Here is a 26,029-nt window from a genome sequence, read left to right as displayed (position 1 = left end):
CCCATGGCCAGGTTTGAACGCGCGGCGCTGTTGAAGAGGTTTCGCGACATGGCGGCCAGGGGCGAGCCGATCGTCGGCGGCGGCGCCGGCACCGGGCTCTCGGCCAAGTGCGAAGAGGCCGGCGGCGTCGACCTGATCGTGATCTACAATTCCGGACGCTATCGCATGGCGGGCCGCGGCTCGCTCGCCGGCCTCATGCCTTATGGCGATGCCAATGCGATCGTGCTGGAGATGGCGGGCGAAGTGCTGCCGGTCGTGACCAACACGCCGGTGCTCGCCGGCGTCAACGGTACCGATCCGTTCCGCGACATGGACCTGTTCCTGGATCAGCTCAAGGCGCTCGGATTCTCCGGCGTACAGAACTTTCCGACCGTCGGCCTGATCGACGGCATATTCCGCGCCAATCTCGAGGAGACCGGCATGTCCTATGCGCTCGAGATCGAGATGATCGCGAAGGCGCATGACAAGGACATGCTGACGACGCCCTACGTCTTCAGCGAGACCGAAGCGGCCGCGATGGCGATTGCAGGCGCTGACATCGTCGTCTGCCATCTCGGCCTGACCACCGGCGGCTCGATCGGGGCGCAGACCGCGCTCAGGCTCGAGGACTGCCCGGCCCGCATCGATACCTGGGCCGAGGCCGCGCTCAGCGTCAACCCGCACATCCTGGTGCTCGCGCATGGCGGCCCGATCGCGGACCCCGCCGACGCCGATTTCATCATGAAGAAGACCCGCAAATGCCACGGCTTTTATGGCGCCTCCTCGATGGAGCGCCTGCCGGTCGAGCGGGCGCTCACGGATCAGGTACGCAAGTTCAAGATGATCGGCGCCCGCTAGCGCCGAGCAAGGGAGGTTAAGATGTCAGGGATTCTGATCGGCGAATTGATCCTCTGGCTCATCATCGCGATCATCGCGATCGTCGTTATCGTTTATATCGTCAACTGGCTGTACCACCGCTCGTCGAAGGAAGTGTCCTTCGTCCGCACCGGCTTCCTCGGCGAGCGTGTCGTGATCAATGGCGGCGCCTTCGTGCTGCCCTTCATTCATGACTACACGCCGGTCAACATGAACGTGCTGCCGATGGGGATCGTGCGATCCAGGCAGGACGCCGTCATCACCCGCGACCGCATGCGCGTCGATATCGAGGCGGATTTTTACGTCCGCGTGCAGCCGACCCGCGAGGCCGTCTCGATCGCGGCGGCCACACTCGGCCGCCGCACCATGGAGCCGGAACAGCTCCATACGCTGCTCTCCGGCAAGTTCGTCTCGGCGATCCGGTCGGTCGCTTCGGAAATGACGATGGAGCAGATGCACGAGCAGCGCGGCGACTATGTCGCCCGCGTCAAGGCTGCGGCCGCCGAAGCGCTCGCCCAGAACGGCCTCGAGCTCGAATCCGTCGCGATCACCGACCTCGACCAGACCGATCTCGAGTTCTTCAATCCCTCGAATCGCTTCGACGCCGAAGGTCTCACCCGCCTGATGGAGGACATCGAGGCCAAGCGCAAGCTGCGCAACGACATCGAGCAGGACTCGATGATCAAGATCCGCTCCCGCAACCTGGAGGCCGAACGGCAGGCGCTCGAGATCGAGCGCGAGAGCGAGACGGCGCGGCTGGAGCAGGAACGCGACATCGAGATGCGCCGCGCCCTGCAGCGCACCGAAGTGGCGCGCGAACGCGCGCTGCGCGAGACCGAGGCCGAGCAGGCCCAGATCACCGCACGCGAGGCGATCGAGAAGGCACGTATCGCCAACGAACAGGCGATCACCGAGGCACGCATCGCCTCTGAACGCGAAACCCGGCAGAAGGAGATCGAGCGGACGCGCGCGGTCGACGAACGGGAACTGCTGGCCCGCGAGGAGATCGAGAAAGCCAGGATCGCCAACCAGCGCTCGGTCGACACCGCGCGGATCGCCTCCGAGCGCGAAGTGCGCCAGCGCGAGATCGAGCGTATGCGCACGGTGGAGGAAGCCGAGATCGCGGCGCGTGAGGCGATCGAGAAGGCGCGCATTCAGCAGGATCGCGTCGTGACCGATGCCCGGATCGCCAACGAGGAAGAGACCCGGCGGCGCGAGATCGAGCGCACGCGCACGGTCGAGGAAGCCGAGATCGCCGCGAAGGAGGCGACCGAGAAGGCGCGCATCACCCAGACCATGACCGTCAATGTCGAGCGCATCGCCTCCGACGAACGCACCCGCGCGCTTGAGATCAAGCAGGTCCGCGCCATCCAGGAAGCGGAGATCGAGGCGCAGCGCGCAGTGGAAGCAGCGCGCATTGCCCGCGAGCGCACCCTTGCGGCCGAAAGAATCGCCGCCGAGCAGAATACGCGGCAATTGGAGATCGAGCGCAACCAGGCGCTGGAAGTCGCCGGCATCGCTGCGCGCGAGACGACCGAAGCCTCCCGCATCTCCCAGGAAGAACGCATCCGCTCGCTGGAGATCGCGCGCAACCGCACCGTCGAGGAAGCCGACATCGCCTCGCGCGAAGCCATCGAGGCTGCACGCATCGCGCAGGAGAAGGCTGTTGCGGCCGAGCGCATCCAGGCCGAACGCGAGACGAGGGCCCTCGAAATCGCGCGTACCCAAGCGATCGAGGCAGCCGACCTCAAGCGACGCGATGCGATCGAGCGCCAACGGATCGGGGTGGAACTTGCGCTGGAATCCGAGCGCATCGCTTCATCCAGGACACGCGAGGTGCTCAATATCGACCAGAAGAAGACGATCGAGATCGCCGACGAGGAGCGCGTGATCGCGCTGTCGGTGAAGCGTTCCGAGCGCATCGATGCTGACCGCCAGGTCAGGCAGGCGGAAATCGTGGCGCGCAAGGAAGTTGAGACTACCGACGTCTCGCGCGAGCAGGCGCTGGAGGCAGCACGGCTCGAACGCCGCCGTTCCATCGAGCAACTCGAGGTCGCCCGCGTCCAGTCGCTGCAGGAGGCCGAGATCGCCTCCCGCGAGGAGGTCGAGCGCGCCCGCATCGCCTCCGACCGTGGCCTCGACGAGGCCCGCATCGGCCGCGAGCGCGATCTACGCCGGCTCGAAGTCAACCGCGAGAAGGACGTCGAGACCGCATTGATGGAGAAGGCGATCGCCCTCTATCAGAAATCCCTGGAAGAATCCGCGGCCAAGGTGGCGGCCGAAGATGCGCGGGTGCGCGCCACAGAAGCCGCCGAGCGCGTCGTCACCGCGCGCGAGAGCGAGATCGCGCGCCGCCGCAAGACGGTGGAGGTGCTGCTCGCAGAGAAACAGGCCGAGGAGACGCGGATCGCCGCCGAGGCCGAGCGCGTGCGCGCCGCGGTGGAGGCCGAAGCGCAGCGGCTGCTCAACGAAGCCGAGAACGTGCTCACCGACCAGGCGCGCTACTCGCTGTTCCGCCGCAAGCTGCTCGACCGCATCGAGGGCATCGTGCGCGAGAGCGTCAAGCCGATGGAGAAGATCGAGGGCATCCGCATCCTCCAGGTCGACGGCCTCAACGGCAATGGCCACGGCAATGGCTCCTCCCGCAGCGCCACCGACGAGGTGATCGACTCCGCGCTGCGCTACCGCGTGCAGGCGCCGCTGATCGATTCGATCCTGTCCGACATCGGCGTCGAGGGCGGCAGCCTTGCCAAGATGCCCGGCCTGATCCGCGAGGCGCGCGACATGCAGGGCATCAAGGAGTCCGCGACCCGCAAGAGCGGTGAACCCAAGCCGCCCGCAAGTCCCGCCACAGGCGAGCCGCGCCCCCCGCGCAAGAAGGAGTGAGCACGCGCCATGGCCAGGGTCTATGTCTCCACCGTCGTCAATGCCCGCAATGATCGCGTCTGGGCCCGCGTGCGCGACTTCAATGGCCTGCCGAACTGGCATCCGGCAATTGCCGAGAGCCGCATCGAAGGCGGCGAACCCGCCGACAAGATCGGATGCGTGCGTGATTTCCGTCTGCGCAATGGCGACCGCATCCGCGAGAAGCTCTTGGGCCTGTCCGACTACGACATGTTCTGCACCTACTCCATCCTGGAGTCGCCGATGGGCGTGGAGAATTATGTCGCGACGCTGCGGCTGACGCCGGTGACCGACGGCGACCAGACGTTTCTCGAATGGACCGCCGAGTTCGACTGCGCGCCGGAGCGGGAGGCCGAGCTCGTGGGCAATATCGGCGGCGGCGTGTTCCAGGGCGGCTTCGACGCCCTCAAGCGCGCGTTCGGAGGCTAGCGTGCCGCATATCGTCAAGAGCACGATCATCGATGCGCCGACCGACGCGGTGTGGGGCGTGCTCCGCGATTTCAACGGGCACGACCGCTGGCATCCGGCGGTTGCGACCAGCACGATCGAGCGTGCACACAGCTCCGACAAGATCGGCTGCGTCAGGCGCTTCAAGCTCAAAGACGGCGCGGAACTGCGCGAGCAATTGCTGGCGCTGTCCGACCTTGAACAGTCCTTCAGCTATTGCCTGCTCGATACGCCGATCCCGATGTTCAACTATGTCGCGCACGTCCGCCTGCTGCCCGTCACCGACGGCGACCGCACCTTCTGGCATTGGGAATCGCGCTTCACCACGCGGCCCGAGGACAGCGTCGACATCACGCAGATGGTGTCCGAGCAGATCTATCAGGCCGGCTTCGAAGCTATTCGCCGGCATCTGAAGGAGGCTGCATGAGCGCGGAGGAACGCCCATGACCGTCACTGTAAGGACCTTTGCCTCAACCGGCGAGGCCGCCGCTGTGCTGTCATCCGACCGCAGCGCGCGCTATCTCGGCGGCGGCACGCTGGTGATGCGCGCGCTGAACGAAGGCGACATCTCGATCTCCACCATCGTGCGCGCCAGCGACCATGCGCTGACGCGGATCGATGCGACCGGTTCCCGCGTCACGATCGGTGCGGGCGTCACCTTTGCCCGCATCCTCGCCGAGCGCGATCTCGCCTTCCTGCACGCAGCCGCTCGCTCGATCGGAGGGCCGGCGGTCCGCAACATGGGCACGGTCGGCGGCAATCTGTTTGCCACAAATCCATATGGCGACTTTACCGTCGCGCTACTCGCGCTCGACGCCATGATTTCCGTGCAGGGCGGCCTTGGCAGCCGCGACGTGCCGATCGAGGAATTCCTACAGACGCGCGACCGGCAGACCGGCACGCTCGTGCTCGCGGTTTCCTTTCAGAAGCCCGCGACCGCGGACGCATTCCGCTATCGCAAGATCGCCCGCATCAAGCCGAAGGGCGGCGCCGTGATCGCGCTCGCCGCGCATCTGCCTGTCAGCAACGGCCGCATCGCCGGCGCGCGCATCGCGCTCGGCTCGATGGCGCCGACGCCAATTCGCGCCCGTGCCGCCGAGCGGGCGCTGGAAGGACGCACGCTCGACGCTGCGACGATGGGTGCCGCCGCCGCAGCCGCGGTCGAGGGCACCTCGCCCGCCGACAATGCGCTCGCCTCCGGCTGGTACCGGCGCGAGATCGTCGGCGTTCACTTGAGACGTCTGCTGTCCGGTCAGGAATAGGATCACCAAGAGGATCACGATGGCCAAGACCGCCCTGCAATTCCGACACAACGGCCGCGACGTCGCGATCTTCGTCGATGGCGGCACCAATCTTCTGGTCGCGCTGCGCGAATTGATCGGCGACATGACGCCGAAATTCGGCTGCGGCCAGGGCGGCTGCGGCGCCTGCAGCGTCCTGATCGACGGCGAATTGCATCTCTCCTGCCTGACGCTGGCTGAGACAGTCGCCGGCCGTTCGGTCGAGACGCTTGACGGCATCAAGGACGGCCCGAACCTGCATCCGCTGCAGCGCGCCTTTGCCGACAACTTTGCCGCCCAGTGCGGCTACTGCACGCCGGGCATGCTGATGGCCGCCAAGGCATTGCTTGACCGCAACCCGCAGCCGAGCCGCGCGGAGGTCGTCGAGGCGATCTCGGGCAATATCTGCCGCTGCACCGGCTACGAACCCATCATCAACGCCGTGCTCGCCGCCGCCTCCACCGGCCGCGCCCGCGCGTAAAGGACTTAAGCCATGCTGGAACTGCGCAAGGACATTTTCGCCGACGAGCGCGACGACAATCTGAAGGAAATCGGCAAGGGCACGCAGCGGCAGGACATGCTTGGGCATGTCACGGGCACCTCGACCTATTTCGATGACCACAAGCTGCAGGGCATGCTGCATCTGAAGGTGGTTCGCAGCACGCATGCCCATGCGCGGCTGCGACGCATCGACACCAGCGAGGCCGAGCGCTCGGCGGGCGTGCGCCGGATCATCCGCGGCAGCGACGTGCCGCGCAACCTCAACACCCTGCTCAGCCTGATCAATTTCGGCAAGGACGACGAGCCGTCGCTCGCGGTCGAGAAAGTGCGCTACAAGGGCGAGCCGATCGTCGCCATCGTTGCCGACAGCCCGCGCGAAGCCTATGAGGCGATGGCGAAGGTCAGGATCGACTACGAGCCGCTGCCCGCCGTGTTCGACGTCGAGGACGCGCTGAAACCCGGCGCGCCTGTTGTCAACGAGACCTATCCGAAGAACGCGTTCATCTATCACGATGTCTACGATCACCAGAAGCTGCGCTTCGGCGATGTCGAGCGCAGCCTAGCCACGGCCGACCACGTCCTGGAGCAGCGCTACCAGATGTCGCCGATCGAGCACGCACCGACCGAGACCAACGGCTCGATCGCCGCGCCCGATACCAACGGCCGCTACATCGTCTACACCTCGACCCAGGCGCTGTTCTTCTCGCTCGACACCTGCGCCAAGATCCTGGACGTGCCCTCGAACACCTTCCATTTCATCGGCGGCACCGTCGGCGGCGGCTTCGGCGGCAAGGTCGATACCCTCACCGAGCCGCTCTCCATTCTCGGCGCGATGCTCACGGGACGTCCGGTTCGCTACGTGTTCGGGCGCGAGGAAGAGATGCAATATGGTCCGCCGCGCGGCGCCGAGCGCATCTACATCAAGGATGGCGTGATGCGCGACGGGCGGATCGTGGCGCGCAAGATCCGCGCCTATTTCGACAGCGGCGCCTATACGCGGCTGTCGAGCTACGCCGCGGTCAAATGCGCCGCGCATCTGCCGGGCCCTTACACGATCCCCAATGTCTATGGCGACGTCTATTGCGTCTTCACCAACCGCACGCCCGCGACCGCGATGCGCGGCTTCGGCGTCACCGCGATGGATTTCGCGATCGAGTGCCAGATGGACAAGCTCGCGCATCTCGTCGGCATGGACCCGATGGAGTTCCGCATCCTCAACGCCTATCGCGACGGCGACATGAAGGCGCATCGCCGCGAGGCCAAGAACACCGCGTTGATCGAATGCGTCCAGGTCGCCGCCGAGAAGGCCAAATGGCCGATCCGCGAGGAGTTCAAGCGCGCCTCCTCGCGCAAGGACGGCGGCGGCAGCCGCGCGGCGATCCCGCCGACGCCGCGCGAGTCCTACGCGCCGGCCGCGACGCCGTCACAGCAGCGGACGACCTATGACCGCGCGCCGCCTGCCTCGCGCGAGCCGCCCCCACCTCCACCTCCGCCGCCCCCTCCTCCACGGCCGCAGGCGCCCTCGCACGGCGCCGCCCGCTTCTCCTCCGTCTTCGGCACCAGGAGGCGCTGACCATGACCAGGCATCGCGGACGCGGCATCGCGTCGATCAACTACCCGATCGGGATGAATCTCGGCGGTGATCCCAGCCAGGCGCTGGTTCATTCCAATCCCAGCGGCAAGTTCACGGTGGCGCTGTCCTCGATCGATCTCGGCCAGGGCATGAAGTCCGTGACGCGGCAGATCTGCGCGGAGACGCTCGGCGTGCCGGTCGAGGACGTCTATGTCGACACCGCCGATTCCGACACCGGGCCGCATTGCATGGGGTCGTTCGCCTCGCGCGGCACGCATCGCGTCGGCAATGCGGTGATGATGGCCGCACGCGAGGCGCGCGGCGTGATGATGGAGGCCGCCGCCGAGGAGCTGGAGGTGAACGCCGCCGACCTTGAGACCGATGGCCGCGGCAACATCCACGTCAAGGGCGCGCCGCACCGTTCCATCTCGACCAAGGACGTGGCGATCGCCGCGCAGTTCAAGCAGGGCAAGACGATCTCCGGCCGCGGCATCTTCCTGGTGCCGCTCTCCGACGTCGACCCTGAAACCGGCGAGATGTCGCCCGCGACATGTTATGCGCATGCCTGCCTGGTCGCTGAGGTCGAGGTCGATGACGAGACCGGCGAAGTCGCGATGGTCCGCATGGACAGCGCCTACGAGCTCGGCCGTGCGCTCAATCCGCGGCTGGTCGAGCAGCAACTGGTGGGCGGCGCCTGGATGGGCATCAGCCACGCGCTCTACGAGACGCCCGAGCCTTATTATCCCGACCCGAGCCACGGGCCACGCGACTTCGTCGAATATCTCATGCCGGGGCCCGGCGACATCTGTCCGCATGACATCGCGGTGCTCGAGCGCCCGGCGGCTGATGGACCGTTCGGCGCCAAGGGGCCGGGCGAGATGTGCGCCAATCCGGTGCTGCCGGCCGTGGCGAACGCGATCTTCAACGCCGTCGGCGTCCGCATCGATGAATTGCCGATCACGCCGGAGAAGGTGCTGCGCGCGATCAAGGCGCAGGGCGGCGCGCGGCCACAGGCGCGGCGCTAGAGGCAGGACACATGCCGGTTCGCAGCAACATCGTCGGCATCGACTCACCGGAAGCGCTGGAGAAGGCGCTGCGCGCGGCCTATTACCTCGCCGACGACGGCATCGCGACCGCGGCTTATCTCTCGCTCGCGCTCGGCAAGCCGCTGCTGCTCGAAGGCGCGCCCGGCGTCGGCAAGACCGAAGCCGCCAAGGCCATCGCCGCCGTGCTCGGGCGCAAATTGATCCGCCTGCAATGCTATGAGGGCATCGACGCCGCGGCCGCGCTCTATGAGTGGAACTATCCGCGCCAGATGCTGGCGATCCGGCAGGCCGGCGACGAGACCATCGACATCTATGGCGAGACCTTCCTGATCGAGCGGCCGATGCTCGCCGCGCTGCGCGCACCCGACTCGACCGTGCTCTTGATCGACGAAATCGATCGCGCCGACCAGGAGTTCGAAGCCTTCCTGCTCGAATTCCTGTCCGACTTCCAGATCTCCATCCCCGAGCGCGGCACGGTGCGCGCGACTGAACATCCGGTCGTGGTGCTGACCTCGAACCGGACGCGCGACCTGCACGAGGCGCTTCGGCGACGCTGCGTCTATCACTGGATCGACTACCCGACCGCCGAGCGCGAAGCGCGCATCGTCATGATGCGCGCTTCCAGCGTCGCCGAAGCGACCGCGCGCGCCGTCGTTGCCGCCGTCGGCAAGCTCCGGCGCGAACCGCTGAGCAAGGCACCCGGCATCGCCGAGGCGGTCGACTGGGCGGAGGCCGCCACGCTCTTGCACAAAGGCGGCGCGCGCTGGCCGGATGCCTTCAAGCGATCGATCGGCGTCGCACTGAAGGACGAGGAGGACCTTCATTTCATCTCGCCCCGGCTCGACGCGCTGATAGCGGAGGCTGCTGCGTGAACGACGTATTGCCGCTGCCGCGCGCTGCCCAGACCTTCATCTCCTTTGTCGCGCTGCTGCGCCACAACGGCTTCGCGGTCGCGCCGGAACAGACCACCGCCTTCCTCGCCGCGATCGAACTGCTCGGGCCGCGCAGCCTCGAACACATCCGCCGCGCGGGTCTCGCGACGCTGGCGCCACCGCCGGAACGGCGCGCGACCTATGACCGGCTGTTCGATATCCATTTCCGCGGCAGCGAGGCCATCGAGCGCGCCGAGGGCGAAGACGAGGAAATCGTTCGCCTGCAGGAGGATGGTCGCGGCGAGGATGAACCGCCGCTCGCCGACGAGGCCAACGAATCTGGCCTCGCCGCCGCCCGCACCGAGGCCCTGGTCGAGCGCCGCTTTGCACATGGCACGACCAACGACGCGCTGCGCCGGCTCTCGCGCGAAGCGCCGAGGCGGCTGCCGCGCCGCCGTGGCCACCGCCGGATGCGCGCGCGCCGCGGGCCCTTCGCCGATATCCGCCGCACCTTGCGCGACAGCGTGCGCAATGACGGCGAAGTACTGCGGCTCGGGCATCTGAAACGACGCCTGCGCCCGCGCAAGATCCTGCTCCTGATCGACGTCTCCGGCTCGATGAAGGCGCGCACCGAGGAGAACATGACGCTCGCCCATGCTCTGATGCAGGCTGCGCGCAATGTCGAGGTGTTCACCTTCGGCACCAGGCTGACGCGTGTCACTCGCGCCCTGCGGATGAAACGCCGCGAGCAGGCGCTGAACGCGGCCGCCCACCTCGTCAGCGACTGGGACGGCGGCACGCGTATCGGCGACGCCTTGCAGGCGTTCCTCGCCGTACCGCGGTTCGGCGGCTATGCGCGCGGCGCCGCCGTGGTCGTGGTCTCCGATGGATTGGAGCGTGGCGATGTATCCGCGCTGCGCGACGCAGTCGCGAAACTGTCGCGACGCGCCTGGTCGCTGAGCTGGCTGACGCCGCTGGCTAGCGGGCCCGGCTTCCGGCCGCAGACCGAAGCGCTGATCGCGATCGAGCGTTTCGTCGATGATCTCTCCGACGGCGGGTCGAGTGCCGCCGTCGTATCGCATCTGTTGTCGCTCGGAGGAAGGAGAGCCGCATGACCGACATCGTTGACGCCCACCACCACATCTGGCGGCAGGCGGATCTCGCCTGGCTGTCCGGACCGATGCAGCCGCGCATCTTCGGCCCCTATGAGCCGATCCGCCGCGACTATCCGATCCGCGAATATCTCGACGACCTCGCCGGCACCGGCGTGATCCGCTCGGTCTATGTGCAGACCAACTGGCCTACTGATCGCTTCGAGGACGAAACGGCCTGGGTGCAACAGACGGCGGGCGAGCACGGCTGGCCGCATGCCATCGTCGCCTATGCCGATTTCTCCGCCAGTGACGTGCGCCCGCAACTCGATCGCCTCGCGCGCTATCCGCTGGTGCGCGGCGTGCGCATGCAACTGCACTGGCATGAAAATCCGCTCTACCGTTTCGCCGCGCGTGCCGACCTCTGCGCCGATCCCGCGATCCGCCGCAACGTCGCCCGCCTCGCCGATTATGGCTGGAGTTTTGACCTGCAGGTGTTCGCGCCGCAGATGGCGGATGCCGCCGGCCTCGCCGAAGCCTGCCCCGACGTGACCTTCATCCTGCAGCACGCCGGCATGCTGGAGGACCTGTCGCCGGAAGGCCGCGCCGCCTGGCGCGCCGGCATGGCAAGGCTAGCAAGCTGCCCGAACGTGGTCTCAAAACTTTCGGGGCTCGGCACCTTCATTCACCGCAATGACCTCGCGCATATCCGTGGGGTCATCGAGGACACCGTCAATATCTTCGGCGCCGAGCGCTGCCTGTTCGGCTCGAACTTTCCGATCGAAAAACTCTGGACCAGCTATCGCGAACTGATTGCCACCTATCGCGCGGCTACTGTGCAGCTTCGCGGCGAGCAGCGCGACGCGATCTTCAGGGCAACCACGATGCGCGTCTATCGCATCGGATGACGGCAAAGGATCGCCGCACAAAACAAGATCAATCGGGAGGGAATGGATGCCGTTGGAAATCAAGATCCTGGACTATGGCGATATCGAATTGGAGTCGAGCTTCCTCGTGCTCGGGCGCGACTGCGGCCGCACCCGACGCGTGCTGACGCTCGGCTTCCTGATCCTCGGCGGCCCCTATCCTGTCGTGGTCGACACCGGCTATCGCTCCAACCAGATCATGGAGACGCTCGGCATGCGCGGCCTGCAATTCCACGAGAACATGATCGAGAATCAGCTCGCGCGTCACGGCGTGCGCATGGGTGACGTGCGCTTCGTCTGCCACACCCATCTTCACATCGACCATGCCGGCAAGGACGATCTGTTTCCGATGAACACGACCGTCGTCCTCAACCGCCGCGAACTCGAATATTCCGTATCCGGCCTGATGCATCCGCAATATCCGGCGCCCGACATCAAGCACCTGGTCGACCGGTTGCACACCAAGGGCGCGCTGCGCTTCCTCGATCTCGAGATCACCGGCCCGATCGAACTGATGCCCGGCGTCTATTGCGACGCCGCCAATGCCCACACCGAAGGCTCGATGAACATCCACGTCCACACCGCCGATGGCATCGCCACGATCTGCGGCGACGTGATCTATGATTTCAACGACCAGATCGTGACGCCCTTCAACGAGATCCATGATTGGGAGCCGCGCACGACCGGCAACCATGGCACCACCAAGCGGGCGGAGAAGGCCGCGATCAAGAAGCTGCTCAGCGGCTCGCGCTATCTGCTGCCTGTGCACGACCGGCCCGCCAAGATCGAAGGCGGCGCGGTGGTCGGCCGATTGCACGACCAAGTCCCCGGACCCATCGTGCAGAGCCTGCCGGAGCGCCACTGGTTCCCGGCGTGAGCTCAAGAGGACTTTAGCCGATGACGCACGTCACCCTGCGGCCGGAATTCGAGAACCTGATCGATCCCTATGCGCCGGTCGGCCAGGTCGGCACGGGCTTCGAGTTCACGGAGGGACCGATCTGGCATCCGACGGATCACTATCTCCTGTTTTCGGACATGCCGGCCGACGTGCGCCGACGCTGGGATGCGCGGCGCGGCGTCGTCGAGGTCAGACGCCCCTCGAACAAATGCAATGGCATGACCTATGACGCGGAATTGAACCTGATCGTCTGCGAGCATGCCACCTCGTCGCTGATCCGCGAGCGGCCGGACGGGCGACGCGACGTGCTCGCCTCGCATTTCGAGAACCAGGAGCTCAACAGCCCGAACGACGTTTGCGTCCATTCGAGTGGCGCGATCTATTTCTCCGATCCGTGGTATGGCCGCATGCCGGTCTATGGCGTCGAGCGGCCGCGCCAGCTCGGCTTTCAGGGTGTCTATCGCGTGCCGCCCGGCGGCGGCGCGCCCCGCCTGCTCGTCGACCGTAATTTGTTCGAGCAGCCCAACGGACTCTGTTTCTCGCCGGACGAGCGCGTGCTCTATGTCAACGACACCGTGCAGGCGCTGATCCGCGCCTTCGACGTCGAGGCCGACGGCGCGCTCGCCAATCCGCGCGTCTTTGCAAGCAACATCCGCTCCGAGTTCGAGCCCGGCGTGCCCGACGGCATGAAATGCGACCAGCACGGCAATGTCTGGGTCACCGCGCCCGGCGGCGTCTGGGCCTATTCGCGCAATGGCGAACTGCTTGGCAAAGTGCGCCTTCCCGAACTTGTCGCCAATCTCGCCTGGGGCGGCACAGACTTTCGTACGCTTTATCTGACCGCGACACATTCGGTTTACGCGATCCCGACCAAGGTCGGTCCGCGCCACGAGCCCTATATGAGCGGCCGGCGCGGCGGCACTGCAGCCGCTTCTTCGGCGCCCGCCCCTCACCTGACCGATGGCGAGATGCGGCTTGATCCGCAGCGCTGCGCGATGATCATCCAGGATCTGCAGAACGACGTGATCATGGACGGCGGCGCGTTCGCGGAATCAGGCGCGCCGGCGCATGCGCGGCAGCAGCGCGTCGTCGACAATGTCCGTCGTCTTGCGGAAGTCGCGCGCTCGCGCGGTGTCGTCATCATCCACGTCTGGTTCATCGTCGAGCCGGGCGCGCCGGGCGTCACCCTGAATGCACCGCTGTTCGAAGGCCTCGTCGACAGCAAGGCGATGGTGCGCGGGAGTTGGGGTGCCGCGCCGGTGTCGGGGCTGGAGCCGCGCGCCGGCGATTTCGTCGTCGAGAAGATGCGCATGAGCGCCTGGGAGGGCACGCGGCTCGAAACCATCCTGAAAGCCACCGGCCGCGACATGATCATCAATACCGGCGCCTGGACCAACATGTCGGTCGAGCACACCGCCCGCACCGGCGCCGACAAGGGCTATTTCATGATCGTGCCGGAGGATTGCTGCTCGACCATGAACGCGGACTGGCACAACGCCTCGATCAACTTCGCCCTGCAGAACGTTGCCGTCGTGACCAATGCCGACACCGTCATCAAGGCCCTGGGATGAAAGGCGCAGGTGCGTGCCAAAGCTCCTTCATCTCGCCTGCTCGCCGCGAGCCGATTCGGAATCGGCAGCCGGCGCACGCATCTTCCTCGACCATTTTCGAAAAGTGCGACCGGACTGGGACATCGATCTGATGGATCTCTGGCGCGATCATCTGCCGGAATTCTCCGGCGCGATCCTCGATGCCAAATACGCCCGCCTGAAAGGCCAGGCCTTCACCGAAGCTGAGCGTGACGGCTTCGCCGCCGCCGAGCGCATCGCGCTCCGCCTCGCGCTTGCCGACCGCGTGCTGATCTCGACGCCGATGTGGAATTTTGGCATTCCCTACAAACTGAAGCATTGGCTCGACGTCATCATCCAGCCCGGGCTGACGTTCCGCTTCGATCCGTCGCAAGGCTATCTGCCGCTGCTCAAGGACCGGCCGACGCTCGTCATCCTCGCCAGCGGCAGCGACTTCGTCACCGGCATGAATCGCGGACGCATCGATATGGCAACGCCGTATTTGCGCGAGGCGCTCCGCTTCATCGGCATCAGCAGCGTCCGCTTCGTGCCGATCGGCCCCACCACCGGCCCGGCCGACCCGATCCGGATCGCGCGCGAGAATGCCAATCGCCGCTTGGCCGAGTTGGCTGTGAACTTTTGATCGAGATGGCGAATTACGCCCCTCTTGGCGCGAGCCGAAAATGACCGCCCCTTATCCCGAGGAGCCGCGCCAGCGGCGTCTCGAGGGATCAGCCACAGACTCCTCACTTTCCGTCATTGCGAGCGAAGCGAAGCAATCCATGTCTCCGCTTGCGGCGCTATGGATTGCTTCGCTCCGCTCGCAATGACGATGTGGATGCTTTGGGTGCGACAAAACAACCCGACGGGCAAATCAGCCGAAAGTCTGTCCAGCCTTGGCGCGAAAAATATTCCACTTTCGCCGTCGGGCAAATCAATGATTTAACTCCGCGCGTCTCACCCAAGAGAGGGGCGGGTCGCGATCGTCACGAACGTTGCGGTGAGATGCGGTGGACGTGAAGCGTATGACTGACGAGCACGCGCATCACGGACGGCGAAGTCGTGTGGTCCTGGCGCCCCGACGCTGGCGCTAAACTTCTTACGAAGTGACGGTGGCAAAAAAGCCCGGTCACCGGGGAGAGCACGAAGTAAGCCGTAAACCATCGCGCAGGGAAAGCCGGAATGCTTCGGTTGAACCTGTGGTCCTACCCCCGTGCTTTTTGTTGCACGGGACCCACGGGTGCAACCAGCACCCGGCTTTCCCTGCGCCCTCTGATATCGAGGAGGGTGGAAAGTAAAGCAAAGCTCGGGCGCATCGCGTCGCGAGAACGTGAGCTCACATCCTCACGCTGTTTGACATTTGCATCAGAACTCACCCCCGCGTCGTCCCGGGCTTGACCCGGGACCCATAACCACAGGCCTGTATGATGTGCTCCGCTGCAACCACTTGCCGACGCCACAACGCCTCCCTGTGGTTATGGGTCCCCGCCTTCGCAGGGACGACATCGTAGGGTGGGCAAAGCGGAGCGTGCCCACCATCACGGGCGGAGTGCTTGATGGTGGGCACGGCACTTCGCGCCTTTGCCCACCCTACGGCCGCGGTGCAAACCATCACGAGATCAGGCTTGCGATCCAGCCCTTCTTCTCGCCTGCTTCCGCCGGCGCCGCATCCGGCGTCCCGCCTGCCGCAGCGGCGAAGCGCGTGAAGAATTCGCCGGAGAGCTTTTTGGCCGTGGAGTCGATCAGCCGCGAGCCGAGTTGCGCGAGCTTGCCGCCGATCTGCGCATCGACCTCGTAATGCAGCACCGTGACATCGGCGCTCTCCGCCTCCAGACGCACCGTCGCTCCGCCCCTGGCGAAGCCGGCGACACCGCCGGATCCTTCGCCCGAAATGCGATAGCTGTTCGGCGGATCGAGATCGGACAGCGTCACCTTGCCGCCGAAGGACGCCTTCACCGGTCCGACCTTGATGACGACGGTCGCGGTCATCTCGGTCGCCGATGTTATCTCGAGCGCCTCGCAACCCGGAATGCACAGCTTGAGCACCGCGGGATCGTTCAGCATCGCCCACACCTTTTCCTTCGACGCGGGGATGCGCTGGCTATCGTTCATCTGCATGATCAGTTCCTTCAGGTCACTTCAGGCGGACACCGGCAGGCGCTGGCCGCGCCGCCGCTCGATCGTGATCTCGGCCAGGATCGACATCGCGATCTCCTCCGGCGTGATGGCGCCGAGGTCGAGGCCGGCCGGCGCCTTGACGCGGTCCACAAGCGAAGAGTCCACGCCCTCGCCGATCAGCTTCGCGCGCATCGAAGCCATCTTGCGACGGCTGCCGACGAAGGCGTGATAACAGGCATCGATCGCGACCGCGGCGCGCAACGCGGCTTCGTCGCCCTTTCCTTGCGTCGACACCACAATGAAGCGCTTGGCGTCGTTCAGCTCGCCCAACTGGAAGCCATCGATCCGCTCGTCGGCATCCGGCTTGGCGGGAACATCGGCTGCGGGCGCGGCGAGCGTGACGTGATAGCCGAGCGTCCGCGCCTGCGCGGCAAGCGACATCGCCACCGGGCTCGCGCCAAAAATGATGAGCGAAGGATGCGGCAGCACCGGCTCGACGAAAATATCCATGGTGCCCTGGCTCGGGCACATGTTGCTGGCGAAGCGGATGCCCTCGCGGCTCTCGCCGGCCTTGACGCCGAGCTCGGCGAGCAGATCCTGCGGTTGCACCGACACCATCCGCGGCGCGCCATCGGCCAGCGCCTCGCGCGCCGCCTTCAGCACCGCGGCTCGCGCGCAACCGCCGCCGATCCAGCCCGCGACGATGGTGCCGTCAGGCGCGATGATCGCCTTCGCGCCGGCCTTCGCCGCCGTCACCGAGACCGTACGCACCACGGTCGCGAGCACAAAGGCCCGCTCGGCCGATTTCATCTGCGCGACCAGGTCCATGACTTCGACATGAGCAGTCATCGGACACCTCCTTCAGAGCGTTTTCGAGCGAAGTGGACACCGGTTCGCGAGAAGAAAACGCGTCATAACAGCAATCTAGAGCTTCGCCAGATAGGGCTCGAGCGCGCGCAGGCTCTGCAGCGTATTGGCGGGCGCATAGAGATCGACATGCGGCAGCGCCGCCTTGATGCCGAGCGCCTCCGGCGCATAACCCTCCCAGGCCATCATCGGGTTGAGCCAAACGATGCGGCGGCAGCGCCGTGCAAGCGCGGCCATCTCGCGGCCGAGCAGCGCCGCATCGCCGGTCTCATAGCCGTCGGACACGATCATCACGCAACTGCGCGAATGGATGACGCGCGCGGCATGCCAGCGGTTGAACGTCTGCAGGCTCTCGCCGATCCTTGTGCCGCCGCCCGCGCCCTGCGCCATGATCGAGAGCCGGTCGAGCGCGCGGCCAGCGTCCTTCTCCTTCATGGCGTCGGAGACGTAAGCGAGACGGGTATGAAACAGGAACGCCTCGGCCTCGCGGAATTCGTCGAGCACGCCGTGGATGAAACGCAGGAATACGCTGGTGTACATGCTCATCGAGCCCGACGCATCCAGCAGCACGATCAGCCGCAATGGCTTGTCCTTGCGCTGCCGCTTCACCAGGCTGATCGGCACCCCACCATGGCTGATGTTGCGGTGGATGGTGCGGCGGAGATCGAGCCGGTAGCCGCGCCGCCGCGCGAGGTCCCGTCGCGTCAATCGCGTGCGCATGACCTTCGCGAGTTGCGCTGCAGCCTCGTGGGCCTGGGCGACCTGTTCGGGATCGGCGAGCTTGCGGAAATCGACCTCGGCGAGATTTTCCGCGCGCGAGGCGCCTTCCATCCGTCCCTCGCCGCTCTGCCCCTCGGGCGCATCATCGGACGACGGCACTTGGTCGGTCGCCGACTGGCCGCTCGGTTCGGTCTGGCCATCCTGCAGGCGCTTGAGCGACGGGCTGTTCGCCGCCTGCCCCGACGCCATCGTCCGCGACCGCGAGCGCACGCGCCTGCCGAGCCAGAACGCATCGAACAGCCCGTCAAACTTCTCCCAATCCGACTTCCGCGCCGAGAACAGATGCTTGAACACCGACCGCAACAATCCGGGCCGCGCCGCATAGCCTTCGGCCATCAGCGCCGCTGCATCGCGGCCCTCGGCAAGGCCGATGCGAAAACCATTGTCGCGCAGCGTCCGGAGGAAGACGGCGAGCCGTCCGGAGACGAGGCGCGAGACCTCGTCGATCTCTTCGAAGCCGGGATTGGTGCCACAGCAGCTCATGCGACCTTCCCCAACAGCCGCTGCGTCACTTCCGGCGTGAAGCGGGCGCGATCCTCATGAGTCTTGAGCAGGCAGATCAACGTTTCATGCACCGTCTCGGGCGCGTCGTTGAGATCGCGGATATCGAGCCCGACCAGCGCCGCGGCCCAGTCCAGCGTCTCGGCAACGCCGGGGACCTTGCGCAGATCCTCCTTGCGGATCGCCTGCACCATGCGCGCGATCTGCAGCGACAGCGACGGGCTCGCATTCGTAATCCGCGCCAGGATGATGCGCGTCTCGCGATCGACATCGGGATAGTCGACATAGTGATAGAGACAGCGTCGCCGCAACGCATCCGAAAGCTCGCGCGTGCCGTTGGACGTCAGCACGACGTGCGGGATCGTGACCGCGGACACGGTGCCGAGTTCGGGAATCGAGACCTGGAAGTCCGACAGCAGTTCGAGCAGGAACGCTTCGAACTCGTCATCGGCGCGATCGATCTCGTCGATCAGGAGCACGGGCGCCTGCTCGCGGCGGATCGCGGCGAGCAGCGGCCGTTCGAGGAGATACTTCTCGGAGAAGATCCGGTCCTCGACCGCATCGGCATCCTCGCCATGATGCGCCTGGATCGCCAAGAGCTGCCGCTGGTAGTTCCATTCGTAGAGCGCGGCCGACTGGTCGAGCCCCTCATAGCATTGCAGGCGAATCAGCTCGGTCGAATACGCCTGCGCCAGCGCTTTCGCGACCTCGGTCTTGCCGACGCCCGCCTCGCCCTCGAGCAGCAGCGGACGCCGCAGCAATTGCATCAGCGAGATCGCGGTCGCAAGCTCCGCATCGGCGATATAACCCGACGCGGCCAATGCTTGCGCGATCTCCTCACGTCCCTTCATCTAGGCGACCGCTCCGAGATTCTTTGCCGCCTTCCAGTTGCGCCAGAAATCGTGCGGCATCTGGATGTGGGTCGAGCCCAGGAACGAGAAGGCATCGTTGACGGCGTTCGAGAATGCCGGCACGCCGCCGACATTCGGGCTCTCGCCGACGCCCTTGGCGCCGATCGGATGATGCGGCGACGGCGTTACCGTGAAGTCGGTCTCCCAGTGCGGGGTCTCGACCGCGGTCGGCATGAAGAAGTCCATGAACGAGCCGGTCACGACATTGCCGGTGTCGTCGTAGCGGATCTCCTGCCCCATCGCGATCGCGAAGGCTTCGGTGAGCCCGCCATGCACCTGGCCCTCGATGATCATCGGATTGATGCGCGTGCCGCAATCGTCGAGCGCGTAGAAGCGCCGGATCTTGTAGACGCCGGTATCGACGTCGATATCCATCACGCAGAGATAGGCGCCGAACGGATAGGTCATGTTGGGCGGATCGTAGTAGCTCACCGCCTCCAGCCCCGGCTCCATGCCCGGTGGCACGGAGTTGTAGGCCGCCCAGCAGATATCCTTCATCGACATGAACTTCTCCGGCAGGCCCTTGACGCGGAAGCCGTCGATATCGAACTCGAGATCATCCTCGTGGACCTCGAGCTTATAGGCGGCGATCATCTGCGCCTTCGCCTTGATCTTGCGCGCCGCCATTGCGATCGCGGCGCCCGCAACCGGCGTCGAGCGGGAGCCGTAGGTGCCGAGCCCGTAAGGCGCGGTGTCGGTGTTGCCCTCCTCGACCTGGATGTTGTCGGCGGGAATGCCGATCTCGGTGGCGATGATCTGGGCCCAGGTGGTCTCGTGGCCCTGGCCCTGGCTCTTGGTGCCCATGCGCGCGATGCCCGCGCCGGTCGGATGCATGCGGATCTCGCAGGAATCGAACATCGCGATCCCCAGGATGTCGCAATTCTTCGACGGGCCGGCGCCGACGATCTCGGTGAAGAAGGACACGCCGAGCCCCATGATCTCGCGGGTCTCGCCGCGCTTGAACGCCGCGCGCCTCGAAGCCTGCTCCTTGCGGAGCGCGGCGTAGTCAGTCGTCTCCATCATCTTGCGCATGGCGGTGTGATAGTCGCCGGAATCGTACTCCCAGCCGAGCGCCGAGTGATACGGGAACTGCTCCGGCTTGATGAAGTTCTTCAGCCGCAGCTCCGCCGGATCCATCCCGAGCTTTTGCGCCAGGATGTCCATCGCACGCTCGATGCAGTAGGCCGCCTCGGTGACGCGGAAAGAGCAGCGATAGGCGACACCGCCCGGCGCCTTGTTGGTGTAGACGCCGTCAACAACGAGATGCGCAGTCGGGAAGTCGTAGGAGCCGGTGACGATGTTGAAGAACCCCGCCGGCCATTTCGACGGATCGGCGCAGGCATCGAAGGCGCCGTGGTCGGCGAGCACATGGACGCGAAGGCCGGTGACCTTGCCCTCCTTCGTCGCGGCGATCTCGGTCGTCATGTGGTAGTCGCGCGCAAAGGAGGTTGCGGTCAGGTTCTCGATTCGATCCTCGACCCACTTCACTGGTTTGCCGGTGACGATGGAAGCGACCGCCGCGCAGATATAGCCGGGATAGGCGCCGACCTTGTTGCCGAAGCCGCCGCCGATGTCCGGCGAGATCACGTGGATCTTCTGCTCCGGCAGTTTGGCGATCAGCGACACCACGGTGCGGATCACATGCGGGGCCTGGAAGGTGCCCCAGATCGTCAGCTCGCCCTTGACCTTGTCGAAGGAGCAGACGCACTGGCAGGTCTCCAGCGGCGACGGATGGGTGCGATGATAGGAGATCATCTCCTTGATCGTGACCTCGGCCTTGCGGAAGGCCGCATCGGTCAGGTCCTTGTCGCCGACCGTCCACTCGAAGATGTGGTTGTGATGCTTGCGCGGCCCATGCGCGCCGGTGGTCTTGCCGGCGAGATCCTCGCGCAGCACCGGCGCGTTATGGTCCATCGCCTTGAACGGATCGACCAGCGGCGGCAGCGGCTCGTATTCGACCTCCACCTTGTTGATGCCATCGTCGGCGGCATAGCGGTCGGTGGCAACCACGAACGCCACCTCCTGGTTCTGGAACAGCACCTTGCCATCGGCCAGCACCATCTGCACGTCGCCGGCGAGCGTCGGCATCCAGGCGAGGTTGACGGTCTTCAGCGTCTCGGCGGTGATTACCGCCAGCACGCCCGGCACCTTCAGCGCCTCTTCGACCTTGATCGCCTTGACGCGCGCATGCGCATGCGGCGAGCGGACGAAATCGCCATGCAGCATACCCGGCAGCTTGACGTCATCGACATAGTTGCCCTTGCCTTGCGTGAAGCGGATGTCCTCGACGCGCTTGCGCTTGCAGCCCATGCCTTCGAGTGCGGCGGTGCGTTGTTCCCGCGTGGGAGTCATGTCGTTCATTCCGCGGCCTCCTTGAATTCGACATTGTTGAGCTTGGCGGCGGCGTATTGGATCGCCCGAACGATGTTCTGGTACCCGGTGCAGCGGCAGAGATTGCCAGACATGCCCATCCGGATTTCCTGCTCGGTCGGCGACGGATTCTCCTGCAGCAGCCGATGCGCGCGCATGATCATGCCCGGCGTGCAGAAGCCGCATTGCAGGCCGTGCATCATCCGAAAGCCTTCCTGCAGCGCCGAGAGCGAGCCATCGGGATTGGCCATGCCTTCGATAGTCGTGATCTCGGAACCATCGGCCTGCACGGCGAACACCGTGCAGCTCTTCACCGACATGCCGTCGAGATCGACGGTGCAGGCGCCGCAATGGGTGGTCTCGCAGCCGACATGGGTGCCGGTGAGCTGCAGGTTCTCGCGGATGAAGTGCACGAGCAGCGTGCGCGGCTCGACCAGGCCTTCGACCTCCGCGCCGTTGACCTTCATGGTCACATGTGTCTTTGCCATCTGTTCTCTCCCTCTACACCGCGCGGCCAGCGGCGCGCTGCAGCGCTCGCATCACCATGATGCCGCCAACATGCTTGCGGTATTCGACCGGACCTCGGGTATCCGCCGCCGGCGCCATGATCGCTTCCGCGGCGGCCGCGGCTTGCTTCAGGGTGGCCACGTCGAGACTGGTGCCAATGACGGCATTGGCGGCGTCGGTCGCGAGCAGCGGCGTCTCGTGCAAATTGGTCAGCCCGATCGCGCAGGTCGCGACCTTGCCGCCCGCCACGGTCAGCACGACGGCCGCGGCGGCGGTGGCGTAATCGCCGACCTTGCGCTTCAGCTTGTCGTAGGCGTAGCCGTGACCGGCCGGCGGCACCGGAATCGAGATCGACGTCAGGATTTCGCCGGGCTCGAGCGCGGTGAAATAGGCGCCCTGGTAGAATTCGCTCGCCGCGACCTCTCGCTCACCGCCTGGACCGCTGAGCCGGAAATTCGCGCCAAGCACCATCATCAGCGCCGGCATGTCGTTGCCGGGATCGCCGTTGGCGACATTGCCGCCGATGGTGCCGCGGTAGCGCACCTGAGGATCGGCGATCAGGGCTGCCGCCTCCTGCAGGATCGGCAAGCTTTCCCGGATTTCCCTGGAGACCAGCAGCTCGTGCTGGGTGGTCATCGCGCCGATCATGATCGTGCTGCCATAGTGGCGGATGCCCTTGAGATCGGCGACATCGTGAAGGTCGACCAGATGAGCTGGTGTGGCGAGCCGCAGCTTCATCATCGGCACCAGGCTGTGTCCGCCCGCCAGCGGCCGGGCGTCGTCGCCCAGATCGGCCAGCAATTTGACCGCGTCGGCCAGGCTTGCCGGCCGGTGATAGCTGAAAGGTCCCGGAATCATCGTTTCCTCCAATCGTCCTTTGGCGCCGGTCGGGCGCGTGGACGTTGGCGGGACGGTCTCTCCGGTTTTTCCCGACCGCAATCGTTCGGGCACGGAATGGGGTTTTTCGCACGAAATGCGGATGGCGAGACACGAATTGCGTCAACCGCCGCGACCTATGGCCCGCGACCGGGCCTAGGCATGGCGACGGCTGAGACCGAGTCGCGCCTTGACCTCGGCGATCTTGGCGCGGCTGACGGGGACGCGATGCGGCGAGCTACCGTCGAGTTCGATGATCGCGCCATCGCCCTCCCTGCGAACGAACGCAACATGCGGGATCGCGACGATGTGGCTGCGATGCACCCGCATGAACAGCGCGGGATCGAGCTGCGCCTCGGCCTCGGAGATCGACCACGGACACATCCGTTCCCGGGTCCCGTCATGGACCCGGGTATAATGAGCATCGGCCCGGACGCTGCGCACATCCGCGATATCTATAAAGTGTGTGCCGTCGGCGCCTTCCACTGGCAGCCGCGGCGCGGGCGCCGGACGGGGCGGCCGGCCGACACCGCCAAGCGGTGCCATGCTCATTCGCGGTGCAGCAACGGCCGCGACCGGTTCAGGCACAAGCACATCGGCCGGGGGCGCCAGATCGCCAGCCATGGCCGGAACCAGATTCTGCCGTCGCGGATCGGGCACCAGCGACAGCAGGAAGCCAGCCGCGATCACGAAGCAGAGCACGGCAACGATGATAGAAAGGATTTGTTGCGACGCAGCAAGCCCGCCGCCGAGATGCTGATGCACTCCCGCCGCAAGCGGCACGAAATGCATCCCGGCCATCGCCGTGTAGTGCATGCCGGAAACCGCGACTCCGAAGATGATCGAAGTGACGACCAAGCGAAAGCCCTCCTGCTGTGCCAGGAAGGCACGCAAGCCGCCATAGGCCGTCACCATCGCAACGATCACCGACAGCAGGACGAACACGTCGTCATGCTCGATCGTGAAATGACCGGACAGGCCGTGGATGCCGACGTAATGCATGCTGGCAATACCGGCGCCGAGCAACACGGCGGACGAGACCACGCGCTTGAGCGAAGGCTCGCCGATGCTGACGAAGAACAGGGAGATGCCGACCACCAGCGCGCAGATCAGAAACGAGATGATCGTAGGCAGGACCAGATAGACGGTGTCGGGCGGCAGCGGCGCGGCCAGCATGCCGACGAAATGCATGGTCCAGATGCCGACAGCCAGAAACGCGGCGGCGCCCGCGAGCAGGATGCGGTTGCTGCCGCCCGGCGTGCCGCGAATCCGCGCCGCCAGGCTGAAGCCCGTATATCCACCCAGGATCGCGATCGCCACCGACAGCGCGACGAGATAGGGATCGTGTCCTTCGAACATGATCGTCTCGGCCGCCCGTCTCCACGGGCTGGCCCCTCCCTAGCCTCCCTACATAACCGGACAGTTAGAGACAGTCCACCGCTGCGGCGGCGCCTTGTTCCCTTCGCAAATGCGATGTTATCTCGAAAAGCTCGTGGTTGCGCGTCCACGTTCAATTGCGAAAGACATCGTCACGAACATTGTCATCTGGTAACCAAGTAACAGTTGGCCGCACACAAGGAGACGAACCCATGGAAAAGGTCGCGCCGTTCGGAGCCGCCATCCTCATCCTGCTTCTGACTACTCCGCCGGGCCACGCCGGCCCCTGCGAGGACTCGATCGTGCGCGTTCAAGCCCAGGCCGATGCCGCCATCGAGAAGCGCGCCGGCGCCGGAGGTTGGCAGAAGGAGAGTCTCGACGCGACGCGCAACTACCAGCCGACGCCGCGATCGATCGCGGCCTCAGAAGGCAAATATGGGCGGCGTCTGCAACGCGTGCTCAATGCGCTCGACCTTGCGCGTGCCGCCGATCGCGCAGGGGATGTGGCGCAATGCAACGCGCAACTCGACAGGGCAACGCGCGCGCTCGCGGCGGCGCGATGAGCGGTCACACGCGGCCGCACGTCGCGCGGAGGCCTAGCCGTTAACGGAGTGCGCGTTTCGCCACTGAGCCGGCGTGCTTCCCGCGATCCGCTTGAACACGGTGGTGAAATGAGCCTGGGTCTGGAATCCGACACTCAGGGCGACCTCGACGATCGTCATCGTCGTGTGCCGAAGCAGTTCGTCGGCCCGGCGGATGCGCTGTCGCAGCAGATATTCGTGCGGCCGAAGGCCGGTCGCGATCCGGAATTGCGAAGCGAAATGCATCCGGCTCAATCCCGCGACGACCGCCAGATCCGAGAGCGTGATCTTCTTCGACAGATGGCTGTCGACATATTCGCCGACACGCTTCAGCCGCCATTTCTGCAATCCCCCGACCGTTCGCTCGGCAGGAACAGTGGTGACAGCTCGATCATCGATGGCTGAGCTGTTCTCGGCCTGCAGGCCAAGCAACCTGATGGCCACGGCGAGCCGCAGCGCATCGGCGCGAATTCCGGCATGACGGTCATAGGCCTGCCCGGTGTCCGCGAGCGCATCCGACAGGCATTTGATGACGGGATCCTTGAGCCGTTCGATCGCAGCCTTGTGCTGGAAGACATCGAGGCTGCTGGCGGCGTTCAGCAGCGCGTCGCGCTCAGCGGCATTCCCCTCCGCATGACCTTGCGCTGCGATCGCGAGCACGAGGTGCAGGCGTTCAAAGGCAAGCGCCATCCTGTCATCGACGATAGGTCGGCCGGGCAGCAGCACTGCGGCCTGCGTCGGCTTATCCAAACGGTCGGTTGCAACTGTCTTACGGCGATATGGTGTTTCGTAGACAGTCGCGTGAACCGGCAGATCATCGTTGAAGTGAACGTTGTCATCTCGTCGAAGCTGAATCTGCGGCATGGTACCATCTCTCTGTCGCCATGGTGACCGTACGCCGGAAGGCCCCTTCAAGTTACCAATCGAGAGATCACTCTTCGTTGAGCGTCTCTCCTCGGAGCGGCCGCATTCCGACTTGTGCCTTGGAGAATATCTAGCACCGCCGCGCGCTCCATTCTACGGGCGTTTTCACCTACGTATATTGTGGGCTTAGGACATCATACCTTGGTATCTGCTGCGTGCGTTCGGCGGGTGGGGCGTGCGTTCTTGAAATACCGTCGCGGAAGGCGGGAAGTAACTTTTCGGAGAGCTTAACCTCCGGAGAGCCGTCCTATGACAG

24 protein-coding genes are annotated in these 26,029 nt (G+C 65.5%); 15 read left to right on the top strand and 9 right to left on the bottom strand.

What is annotated here, in order from left to right:
* The first annotated feature begins 3 nt into the window (after positions 1 to 3).
* From ACZYOF_RS04840 to ACZYOF_RS04775, 14 genes are read left to right on the top strand one after another with little or no spacing between them, the layout of a single operon-like run.
* Complete coding sequence (locus ACZYOF_RS04840; protein ID WP_282526769.1) at positions 4 to 837, top strand: phosphoenolpyruvate hydrolase family protein; 834 nt, start codon at positions 4 to 6, stop codon at positions 835 to 837.
* Positions 838 to 858: 21 nt separating this feature from the next.
* Positions 859 to 3,741, top strand: coding sequence for a flotillin family protein (locus ACZYOF_RS04835; protein WP_463714988.1), 2,883 nt, complete (start codon positions 859 to 861; stop codon positions 3,739 to 3,741).
* 9 nt (positions 3,742 to 3,750) lie between these two features.
* Positions 3,751 to 4,188, top strand: coding sequence for an SRPBCC family protein (locus tag ACZYOF_RS04830; protein WP_225116590.1), 438 nt, complete (start codon positions 3,751 to 3,753; stop codon positions 4,186 to 4,188).
* A 1-nt stretch (position 4,189) separates the two neighbouring features.
* A complete protein-coding gene (locus ACZYOF_RS04825) occupies positions 4,190 to 4,633 on the top strand; it encodes an SRPBCC family protein (protein WP_130582373.1) in 444 nt (147 codons plus the stop codon).
* Positions 4,634 to 4,649: 16 nt separating this feature from the next.
* Positions 4,650 to 5,468: an FAD binding domain-containing protein gene (locus ACZYOF_RS04820; protein ID WP_394565538.1), complete on the top strand. Its 819-nt coding sequence runs from the start codon at positions 4,650 to 4,652 to the stop codon at positions 5,466 to 5,468.
* Positions 5,469 to 5,487: 19 nt separating this feature from the next.
* A complete protein-coding gene (locus ACZYOF_RS04815; RefSeq protein WP_130582371.1) occupies positions 5,488 to 5,967 on the top strand; it encodes a (2Fe-2S)-binding protein in 480 nt (159 codons plus the stop codon).
* A 12-nt stretch (positions 5,968 to 5,979) separates the two neighbouring features.
* Positions 5,980 to 7,560 carry a xanthine dehydrogenase family protein molybdopterin-binding subunit gene (locus ACZYOF_RS04810; RefSeq protein ID WP_394565539.1) on the top strand — a complete coding sequence of 527 codons (1,581 nt, stop codon included), beginning with the start codon at positions 5,980 to 5,982 and terminating at the stop codon, positions 7,558 to 7,560.
* Between the two features lie 2 nt (positions 7,561 to 7,562).
* On the top strand, positions 7,563 to 8,585 hold the full coding sequence (locus tag ACZYOF_RS04805; protein WP_028162190.1) for a xanthine dehydrogenase family protein molybdopterin-binding subunit: 1,023 nt from the start codon (positions 7,563 to 7,565) through the stop codon (positions 8,583 to 8,585).
* A gap of 11 nt (positions 8,586 to 8,596) precedes the next feature.
* Positions 8,597 to 9,478 carry an AAA family ATPase gene (locus ACZYOF_RS04800; RefSeq protein WP_394565541.1) on the top strand — a complete coding sequence of 294 codons (882 nt, stop codon included), beginning with the start codon at positions 8,597 to 8,599 and terminating at the stop codon, positions 9,476 to 9,478.
* A complete protein-coding gene (locus ACZYOF_RS04795; RefSeq protein WP_463714987.1) occupies positions 9,475 to 10,593 on the top strand; it encodes a vWA domain-containing protein in 1,119 nt (372 codons plus the stop codon). Before ACZYOF_RS04800 ends, ACZYOF_RS04795 begins: the two co-directional genes overlap by 4 nt.
* Positions 10,590 to 11,477 carry an amidohydrolase family protein gene (locus ACZYOF_RS04790; RefSeq protein ID WP_463714986.1) on the top strand — a complete coding sequence of 296 codons (888 nt, stop codon included), beginning with the start codon at positions 10,590 to 10,592 and terminating at the stop codon, positions 11,475 to 11,477. Before ACZYOF_RS04795 ends, ACZYOF_RS04790 begins: the two co-directional genes overlap by 4 nt.
* Before the next feature lie 46 nt (positions 11,478 to 11,523).
* A complete protein-coding gene (locus ACZYOF_RS04785; protein ID WP_456635424.1) occupies positions 11,524 to 12,372 on the top strand; it encodes an MBL fold metallo-hydrolase in 849 nt (282 codons plus the stop codon).
* Positions 12,373 to 12,392: 20 nt separating this feature from the next.
* Complete coding sequence (locus ACZYOF_RS04780; protein ID WP_463714985.1) at positions 12,393 to 13,964, top strand: isochorismatase family protein; 1,572 nt, start codon at positions 12,393 to 12,395, stop codon at positions 13,962 to 13,964.
* Positions 13,965 to 13,977: 13 nt separating this feature from the next.
* The gene (locus tag ACZYOF_RS04775) at positions 13,978 to 14,604 is read left to right on the top strand and encodes an FMN-dependent NADH-azoreductase (RefSeq protein ID WP_463714984.1); all 627 of its coding nucleotides are present in this window, start codon (positions 13,978 to 13,980) and stop codon (positions 14,602 to 14,604) included.
* A gap of 968 nt (positions 14,605 to 15,572) precedes the next feature.
* Here the strand turns inward: ACZYOF_RS04775 and ACZYOF_RS04770 are convergent.
* The 8 genes from ACZYOF_RS04770 to ACZYOF_RS04735 all read right to left on the bottom strand — a co-directional run bounded on the left by ACZYOF_RS04770 (position 15,573) and on the right by ACZYOF_RS04735 (position 24,250).
* Positions 15,573 to 16,079, bottom strand: coding sequence for an SRPBCC family protein (locus ACZYOF_RS04770; RefSeq protein WP_282528022.1), 507 nt, complete (start codon positions 16,077 to 16,079; stop codon positions 15,573 to 15,575).
* Between the two features lie 21 nt (positions 16,080 to 16,100).
* Positions 16,101 to 16,928, bottom strand: a complete 828-nt coding sequence (locus ACZYOF_RS04765; RefSeq protein WP_282528023.1) for an XdhC family protein — start codon at positions 16,926 to 16,928, stop codon at positions 16,101 to 16,103.
* 75 nt (positions 16,929 to 17,003) lie between these two features.
* A complete protein-coding gene (locus tag ACZYOF_RS04760) occupies positions 17,004 to 18,209 on the bottom strand; it encodes a vWA domain-containing protein (RefSeq protein WP_463714983.1) in 1,206 nt (401 codons plus the stop codon).
* On the bottom strand, positions 18,206 to 19,078 hold the full coding sequence (locus ACZYOF_RS04755; RefSeq protein WP_463714982.1) for an AAA family ATPase: 873 nt from the start codon (positions 19,076 to 19,078) through the stop codon (positions 18,206 to 18,208). Before ACZYOF_RS04755 ends, ACZYOF_RS04760 begins: the two co-directional genes overlap by 4 nt.
* Entirely contained in the window at positions 19,079 to 21,499 is a 2,421-nt protein-coding gene (locus tag ACZYOF_RS04750) for an aerobic carbon-monoxide dehydrogenase large subunit (protein ID WP_463714981.1), read from the bottom strand.
* Positions 21,496 to 21,996 (bottom strand): (2Fe-2S)-binding protein, encoded by a 501-nt coding sequence (locus ACZYOF_RS04745; RefSeq protein ID WP_463714980.1) that lies wholly within the window; start codon positions 21,994 to 21,996, stop codon positions 21,496 to 21,498. Before ACZYOF_RS04745 ends, ACZYOF_RS04750 begins: the two co-directional genes overlap by 4 nt.
* 13 nt (positions 21,997 to 22,009) lie before the next feature.
* Positions 22,010 to 22,873 carry an FAD binding domain-containing protein gene (locus ACZYOF_RS04740; RefSeq protein WP_463714979.1) on the bottom strand — a complete coding sequence of 288 codons (864 nt, stop codon included), beginning with the start codon at positions 22,871 to 22,873 and terminating at the stop codon, positions 22,010 to 22,012.
* A 174-nt stretch (positions 22,874 to 23,047) separates the two neighbouring features.
* Entirely contained in the window at positions 23,048 to 24,250 is a 1,203-nt protein-coding gene (locus tag ACZYOF_RS04735) for an MHYT domain-containing protein (protein WP_463714978.1), read from the bottom strand.
* A gap of 230 nt (positions 24,251 to 24,480) precedes the next feature.
* Here ACZYOF_RS04735 and ACZYOF_RS04730 point away from each other — a divergent pair, with 230 nt between their 5' ends.
* Positions 24,481 to 24,831 (top strand): hypothetical protein, encoded by a 351-nt coding sequence (locus ACZYOF_RS04730; RefSeq protein ID WP_463714977.1) that lies wholly within the window; start codon positions 24,481 to 24,483, stop codon positions 24,829 to 24,831.
* Positions 24,832 to 24,864: 33 nt separating this feature from the next.
* On the opposite strand, the gene ACZYOF_RS04725 is transcribed toward ACZYOF_RS04730, so the two are convergent.
* A complete protein-coding gene (locus ACZYOF_RS04725; protein WP_394569170.1) occupies positions 24,865 to 25,713 on the bottom strand; it encodes a helix-turn-helix transcriptional regulator in 849 nt (282 codons plus the stop codon).
* Between the last annotated feature and the right edge of the window lie 316 nt (positions 25,714 to 26,029).

This window comes from Bradyrhizobium sp. LeoA1Lang (assembly GCF_055413685.1).
The sequence above is the reverse complement of the archived record's forward strand: the minus strand, read 5'-3'. Positions and strand labels throughout refer to the sequence as shown.